The organism is uncultured Campylobacter sp., assembly GCF_938045535.1.
GTDB lineage: Bacteria > Campylobacterota > Campylobacteria > Campylobacterales > Campylobacteraceae > Campylobacter_B.
In genome coordinates this window covers 1-7,449 of record NZ_CALIMQ010000255.1, presented here as the reverse complement: position 1 = coordinate 7,449, position 7,449 = coordinate 1, and the positions used below count along the sequence as shown (strand labels likewise).

At 47.3% G+C, this 7,449-nt stretch carries 7 protein-coding genes and 1 pseudogene; 2 read left to right on the top strand and 6 right to left on the bottom strand.

Going from position 1 to position 7,449, the window contains the following annotated elements; genetic code table 11:
* Positions 1-63 precede the first annotated feature (63 nt).
* From selD to nspC, 4 genes are all read right to left on the bottom strand, one after another.
* Complete coding sequence (gene selD, locus Q0095_RS08105; protein ID WP_297882983.1) at positions 64-1,083, bottom strand: selenide, water dikinase SelD; 1,020 nt, start codon at positions 1,081-1,083, stop codon at positions 64-66.
* Positions 1,083-1,679 (bottom strand): sulfurtransferase-like selenium metabolism protein YedF, encoded by a 597-nt coding sequence (yedF, locus tag Q0095_RS08100; RefSeq protein ID WP_297882981.1) that lies wholly within the window; start codon positions 1,677-1,679, stop codon positions 1,083-1,085. The genes selD and yedF overlap by 1 nt, the downstream gene beginning before the upstream one ends.
* Positions 1,680-1,763: 84 nt before the next feature.
* A complete protein-coding gene (locus tag Q0095_RS08095) occupies positions 1,764-2,723 on the bottom strand; it encodes a formate dehydrogenase subunit gamma (protein WP_297882979.1) in 960 nt (319 codons plus the stop codon).
* Positions 2,724-2,818: 95 nt separating this feature from the next.
* Entirely contained in the window at positions 2,819-3,976 is a 1,158-nt protein-coding gene (gene nspC / locus Q0095_RS08090; protein WP_297882977.1) for a carboxynorspermidine decarboxylase, read from the bottom strand.
* 84 nt (positions 3,977-4,060) lie between these two features.
* Between nspC and Q0095_RS08085 the strand changes: the two genes are divergently transcribed.
* Positions 4,061-4,282, top strand: coding sequence for a MoaD/ThiS family protein (locus Q0095_RS08085; RefSeq protein ID WP_297882975.1), 222 nt, complete (start codon positions 4,061-4,063; stop codon positions 4,280-4,282).
* Between the two features lie 15 nt (positions 4,283-4,297).
* The gene (locus Q0095_RS08080) at positions 4,298-4,807 is read left to right on the top strand and encodes a molybdenum cofactor biosynthesis protein MoaE (RefSeq protein WP_297882973.1); all 510 of its coding nucleotides are present in this window, start codon (positions 4,298-4,300) and stop codon (positions 4,805-4,807) included.
* A gap of 432 nt (positions 4,808-5,239) precedes the next feature.
* Here Q0095_RS08080 and Q0095_RS08075 read toward each other — a convergent pair whose 3' ends face one another.
* The gene (locus Q0095_RS08075) at positions 5,240-7,042 is read right to left on the bottom strand and encodes a hypothetical protein (protein WP_297882970.1); all 1,803 of its coding nucleotides are present in this window, start codon (positions 7,040-7,042) and stop codon (positions 5,240-5,242) included.
* 155 nt (positions 7,043-7,197) lie between these two features.
* Positions 7,198-7,449: pseudogene (locus Q0095_RS08070) on the bottom strand (protein-L-isoaspartate O-methyltransferase); the annotation flags it as partial.

Sequence of the window (7,449 nt, the reverse complement as noted above, 5' to 3'; positions counted from 1 at the left end):
GGTGCGAAACAGAATTGTGATTATACAAGAGCGATGCTTAAAGGGGGCTGAATAAAAAAGATTTTAAACTAAATAAATTTTATGTTCGGAGTGCCCTACTACTTCGCCGACGATAGCGCTACTAGCGTAGCCTGCGTTTTTTAAATTTACAAGCGCTCGCGCCGCGTCCTTTTCCGCTACGGCAAGCAGAAGTCCGCCGCTGGTTTGTGCGTCGCAAAGCGCTATGTCCGGCTCGGAATCGACGCCCGGTGTGATAAATTTTAAATTTTTATAGCTTCCTGCAGGGATCAGCCCCTCATCAAGGCATTTGAGGGCGCTTTTTAAAAGCGGAATTTTACTAGGATAAATTTTAAAACTTACCTTCTCATTTATCATCTCAAGGGCGTGTCCAAGCAGCCCAAAGCCCGTCACGTCGGTCGCGGCATGTATTTTTAGACCCGCTAACGCGCCCACGGCATAAAAATTTAACAAAATCATGCTCTCTACCGCGTCACGAAATTCTTCAAATTTAAGAAATTTCGCCTTAATAGCCGTAGCGATGATGCCCGTGCCGAGGGGTTTTGTTAGGATCAGCAGGTCGCCTTCGCGAGCTGTATTATTGCTCCAAAATTTACGCGGATTCACGCGCCCCGTGACGCTAAGTCCGTAATAAATTTCGGGAGTAGAGATGGTGTGGCCGCCCACCAAGGCCCCTCCGCACTCTTTGATCTTGTCTTTGCCGCCGCGCAGAATTTCGCGTAGAATTTCGTTTGAGAAATGGCAATCGTCAAAACCCACGATATTTAGGGCATTTATCACTTCACCGCCCATTGCAAATACGTCGCTTAGGGAGTTTGCCGCCGCGATCTGTCCGAAAATAAACGGGTCGTCCACCAAAGGGGTGATAAAATCGAGCGTCTGCACGAGCGCAAGATCGTCGCTTATGCGAAATACGCTCGCATCTTCGTTGCTGCAGATTGACGAAAGCAGGCTTGCATTGGGCTCGATTAAATTTCCAAGATTTTCGGTTAGACCCGCCGGGTCAAGCTTGGCGGCTCAACCGGCGGCTGCAATAAATTTAGTTAGGTTAAAATCTCTGTAGATCATAGCTTGATTACTTCGTATTTCGATAGGACGTCCATGATTTCGTATGCATTTGAAATCTCGCCGATCGCGAGCTTATCGACCAGTTTGTAACCCTCTAGGCAGCTTCCGCAGCTTAAAATTTCAGCTCCCGCTTCGTTTAGCTTCTTGATCGCCTCAAAGCATTCGTGGCCGCGGTTGGTAGTTATGCGCACGGCGTTGTTTACGCAGATCACCTTCACTGGCTTTTCGTCTAAATTTAGCGCCGCGCCTAAAAATTTAGCAAGCAGGCTTTTTCCGATCGGGCCGCTTCCGCACTGCTCCTCGTTTAGAAATATCACCTTGCCTCTTTTCGGCGCCGCGACGTTACAATAAATATCGTCGATATTTGCATTTTTCAGCTCGTCCGTTTTTACGGTTTTTATAAGCATGTCGGCGCCCGCTTGTGAAATTTGCGCTTCAAAGCCGTTTTTAGCCAAAAAGCGTTTTATGTTTTCACGAGGCGCTACGTCGTTTACTAAAATTTCTAAACTCTCTCCGATTTTTAGCTCGCCGAGGGCTTTTTTGGTGCGCAAAAGCGGCTCCGGGCAATTTAAATTGCGACAATCTAGTTGCATGTGAAATCCTTAAAATAAAAATTCTTTGAACCTCAAAGCTAATGCGAGCCGCACGCAAGCAGGCCCGCATAAAATTTACCCAAGTTATAAGCGCGGGTACTTCGCTTCAAATTGCGATTTAGCGATCTGCCCTTTATCGAGCAGCTCGCGATACCAGTAGTGGTGAAGTACGTAAACTTCCTCCTCCGGCTTGTGTCCGTCGATCATCGAGTGGATGGCACCGCTGATCGCAAAGACCGCCATGTAGATATGTACGAGCAAAAACACCGCGCAGACCGCGCCCAAAAAATTATGAATAATCGCGCTTGCTCTTAAAATTTCGATCTGACTCATACCTAGCGCACTTCTCATTGCGGGGATATCGTAGTCTAGGAAAAACATTGACGCACCCGTCGCTATCATCACTATACCGCCTAAAGTCGCGACCCAAAACCACGCCTTTTGGCCTGCGTTAAATTTACCCGCAGGGATCGCGCGCTTCTTTTTGCTTAAATAGCCGCCCACGATCATCATCCATTTGATATCGTAAGCTCGCGGTAGCATACGCCAAAACCACAGCAAGAACATCGGCACGACGGAGATTGCAAACGCTATCGTAGCCAGTCCGTGAGCGTTTTTACAAAATCTCACGAAAGCGCCGCCGCCGAATTCTTCGCCAAACATCATAATCAAGCCGGTCGGAACCAAAATCGCCCATGCGACGGCCGCTACAAGATGGTATAGTCGTTCAAATTTATTAAACGCATAGATCGGCTTGCCCGCGTGATGATCGAAGTGCTTCGGTCCTATGATCGCGTAGTGCCCAATAAAAGCTATGATTACGCCCAAAACCGCACCCAGCGCCAACCAAGCAAAAAAGCCCGAGCTTTGCAGATGTCCTTGAAATTGCAGAAAAATCGGACCGAAGCCATTGCCGTAGCTATCGATGTTTTCAAGCCTTGCATTGCCCCAAACATCGCTATTTCCCTGCACGATATCGGCATATTTTTTCTCTTCGGCCTGCGCATAAATACAGGCAAAAAGCGCGAGAAACAATCTTTTCATGGATTTCCTTAGATATAAAATTCGAGCCGATTATATCATTTTTTGCAAAAAATTTTCTTACAAAGCAAAATTACATTTTTGCATTAAGTGCGGCGCTAGTTTCGCCGCGCATACTCGTCGTAGCCGAATTTTTTGATTGCCAAAACCTCTCCGCGCTCGTCCGCTAAGACGAGATCGGGCAGCTTGATGCCGTTAAAGGTCGTGTTTTTCACGATCGTGTAGTGGATCTGATCCTCGAAAATCACTCGATCGCCGATGTTTAGCGGCGCGTCAAATTTATACTCGGGCTGCCCGCTCTCAAGTCCCACGACGTCGCCTGCGAGGCAGGTATTGCCGCCGAAGCGATAGCTAAATTTACCGCTCTTACTCTCGCCGCGTACCGCAGGACGATACGGCATCAGCACGGTATCGGGCATATGAGCTTCAGCGGAAGCGTCTAAAATAGCGATTTTAGCGCCGTTCTCTACTATGTCAAGCACGCTAGCGACCAAATATCCGCACTCCCAACCTACCGCCTCGCCCGGCTCGAGATAAATTTTAACCTCATATTTTTCGCGAAATTTTTTGATCAGATCTATCAGCAACTCCACGTCGTAGCCTGCGCGCGTGATATGATGCCCGCCGCCAAAATTTAGCCACTTTAGGGCTCTAAAATACTTGCCGAATTTCGCCTCGAAAACCTCAAGCACCCGCTCTAGGCTCTGAGCACTTTCTTCGCACAGCGCGTGAAAATGCAGCCCCGAGATGCCGCGCAAAAACTCGCCATCTTGCAAGATCGCCCGCTGCAGCGCTTCAAGGCTCATCCCGAGCCTGCTAAAGCTGCCGCACGGATTGTAAGCGTCTTTGGGCGCGAAGGAGGTCTGCGGATTTAGCCGCAAGCCGCACGACGCTCCCGCAGCGAGCGCTTTTGCGCGATATTTTTGCCACTGCGCGGCGCTATTGAATACGACGTGATTTGAAATTTTTAAAATTTCATTCAAATCATCCTCTTTGAATGCTGGCGAGTATGTGTGGATTTCGCCGTTTTTAATAAACTCTGCAGCAAATTTTGCCTCGTGCAGACCGCTGCAAGTAGCGCCCCAGAGATATCTGTCTACGTAGGGCATCGCGAAGCTAAACGCAAAGCCTTTTAGCGCACATAAAATTTTTGCTCCGCTTCGCTCGCCTACACCGCGTAAAATTTCTAAATTTTTTACCAGTTTTTGCTCCTCGCACACGTAAGCAGGAGTCGAAATTTCATCGATTTTCATCATTTTTCCTCATTAAATTTTTACGCAATTATATAAAATTTTATGAATTTTTGGTTAAAATCGCCAAATCTTTAAAAAAGGATAAAAATGGTAGAGATAGAATTTTTAGGACCGATAGGGCGCAAGCCACTGCGCCTAAACGCAAACTCCCTGAAAGAGGTAAAAGCGCAGCTGCAAAAGGACGAAAGTCTAAGGCAGTGGCTTGCAAACTGCGCCGTAGCGGTAAACGATAAGATGATTTATGATGCGAATTTCGCGCTTAAATCCGGCGATCGCGTGAGCCTTTTGCCTCCCGTTTGCGGCGGCTAAGCTTAGGAGGCGGCGATGAGCGAGGCTAAATTTAATCCGGAAATTTTAAGCGGGATCGAGCCCGAAATTTATGAGGGCAGCTTGAACGTAGATGCGATTTTATCGCGCTGGTACGCTAAATTTAAGGACATAAATTGCGGCGCGTTCATTACTTTCGTAGGCATCGTGCGCGACGAGGGCGGCATCTGCGCGCTGAGCTTCGATATCTATGAGCCGATTTTGCGAACTTGGTTCGAAGCGTGGCAGCAAAAGGCCGCAGCACGGGGCGCATTCGTGCTTTTTGCACATGCAAACGGGGATGTGCCGATCCACGAAAGCTCCTACGTCACAGGCGTCGTAAGCCCGCAGCGCAAGGTCGCTCTGGCGCTAATAAACGAGTTTGTGGAGGATTTCAAGGTGGCCGCGCCGATCTGGAAATACGACGTAAAGGGTGGCAAAATCGAGGGCGGCAAAGTAGTAGGCGGGAAGAGGATCTACGCGGCAGATCGCTCGCAGAGAGTAAAAGGCGCGGGGCTTTTGGGCTAAATTTAAAAGCACGCGCTGTTTTAGCCCCATAGGCTTGCTTCAATTCAATTAAATTTAATCAAAACGGCGATTGCGCCGATAAGCAAAATTCCGTATAGAAAATACTGCAGAATTTCAAAATAAAGATTTTGTGTAAATTTAGCGGCTGAGGCTAAATTTAAAGCTCAAAATTTACTCTAATCCCGCCCCTGCGCCGCGATAAGTATGGTCGAGCGAGGATTAAAATTTCAAGTCTAAATTTATATCAATTTAATAGATCGGCATTGCTACGGCATTTGATAAATAAAGCAGCAGCACGACGTCGCAAACACTTCAGGATTAAAACAAAATTTAAACCCAAATTCGCGCGCCGTATCCGTAAGCACAAATGAAACGCAGTGCTATGAAATTTTAAAATTTCATAGCAAATATAACCTCTCTGCCAAACGGCGGCTAAAATTTAAACACGTCCTTGGCTTCAGCGATGCGCTCGCCAAGGCTCGTAGCGGTATCTTCGCCACTTGCTGCGCACCTAAAGATCGGTTCAAGCACCTCGGCAAAAAAGCCGTTTAGCCCCTCCTGCATGATCTGCGCGCCACTTTGATAGCGCGCAAGCCCCATAAATACGCCGTGTCCGATCGCGCCGAGGCTCTTTGCCTCATCGGCGATAAATTTATTCAGCGCCTTGCAAACCGCAACGACCGCGCTTGCATTTACGATCTCGCGATCTCTTAAATAATCCTCAAGCGCGCCGTAATCGCACTCGCATCTGATCCATCTAAACGCCTTTGCAATCGACGGCGAAACGCATTTATGCTCATTTAGAGTGCATAGGACGTATAAATTTTTAGGCACCGCAAAATATGAGCGGCCGTCCTTTAAAACGACGCTTGCGCGCGCTTTCTCGCCCTCTTCAAAGCCGTCGATTACGTGGGAATTTTTCGTGCGGATCAGCGAAAGCTCGTCATTCTCGTCGTAGCGGCGATCCAAAAGTATCGCAGCCTCGCCTAAAATTTTATCCAAGCTCGCGGCACTTGCATTATCGATCAGAAAATAATACTCGTCCTTCGGATCGTTTAGCGCCTCTTTGCACAGCGCCTTAAACTCGCCGTCAATAAAGCTTTCGCCGTAAAATCCGTCGATGAAATCACGGTATTCAAAGCCTTCGTGTAGGCAAACGTAGCGGAAATTTTTTGTCGCAAGCTTCTTTTCGGTGATTAAAGATCGCAGCCTGCGGGTTTTGCCCGTGCCGATCGCGCCGTAAAATATCGTATTTTTTGCGACCTCTTCGCTTTTGTAGTTTTTGACGTATTCGAAAAATAGCGAGGAGTACACGATCCTAGCCGCGCCCACGACATCCTGCGGATATGGGGTAAATTCCGCGATAAATCGCGAACTTACTTCGTAAAATTCTTCGAAAATTTCAACCTTTTCGTCGTAGAGCAAGGATAAAATTTGCGCAGTTTCATCGCGATAAATGAGAGTCGGAAACTCATCGTTGCACTGTGCAAATATGCTGGCTAGCAGATAGAGCTTCTCGCGCGAAATTTGCGCGAAATCGCCGCCCTCGGCAAGCCCTAAATTTAGCATCCCGTCGTCGCTTAGGTAGCTGTCGATCAGATAGAAATTATCGGCATTTATCGCGGATTTTAAAAATTCCATCAGCACGAAGGGCTGATTATGCAGCGCGACGTCGAAAAAATCGATCGCCAAAGCGCTATCCACCGCCGTAAGAAGCCTGTAAAGCTCATCGTAGAAATTGACTAGCTTTTGTTTGAAAATATCGCGAGCGGTGCGCTCCTGCGAATAGCTATTGAAATTTTTGACGATATTTTCGATAAAAATATAAAGCGAGACGATGTTTTTATCCTCGCCGCTAAGCACGCTATCTACGCTTTTTACAGCATTTTTAGGAAACAGCTCCTTTTTGCCGACGATGCGGTCTTTAAAAGCGAAATCGTAATAAAACGCGCTGATATTGGAATCAAAAAACTGATCCATAAAGAAATACTCGGCGTGCGCGAACTTCTCGCCTAAAGATAAAATTTTGCAGCTTCTAAGATTGCCGTCGCTGAGATTTATATATAAAGTTTGCAAAAACTCGTTCTCGGTCTCATCAAAGCTCGCCAAGCAGCGCTTTATCTCGCCTAAATACTTTGAGATCGCGGTTTGTTTTTTAAGCCAGAATTGGTTTTTGTTGTGATTTTTCCAGCTGGCGACCAGCGACTCTATCTTTTCCTTGCTAAAATCTTGCATGACTTATCCTTGAAAGATTAAAATTGCGTATTGTACTTGAATTTAAATAAATAATTAATAAAACTCTGATCTCGCGGCACAGCGCGAAAGCAAATTTTATTAAATTTACGCGCTAGGAGGCGGTAGGAAATTTTAAAATTTACTGCGCGCTAGATCTATCCGCGACCCTGCACCAGCGGGACGAATTCGCAGGCGCCAAGTTCCTCTTCTTTAATCTCGCTTGGAGAAATTTTACTAAATCTAACGATCTTTTGCGAACCGCCTCTATTCATCGGAGCGACCAAAATCCCGCCGATTGCCAGCTGCGCAAACAGCCGCTCGTCGATCCGCTCGGCGCACGCGGAGAGCAAGATCCTATCAAAAGGGGCGAAATTTTTCCACCCAGCGTTGCCGTCGTCGTGGCGCAG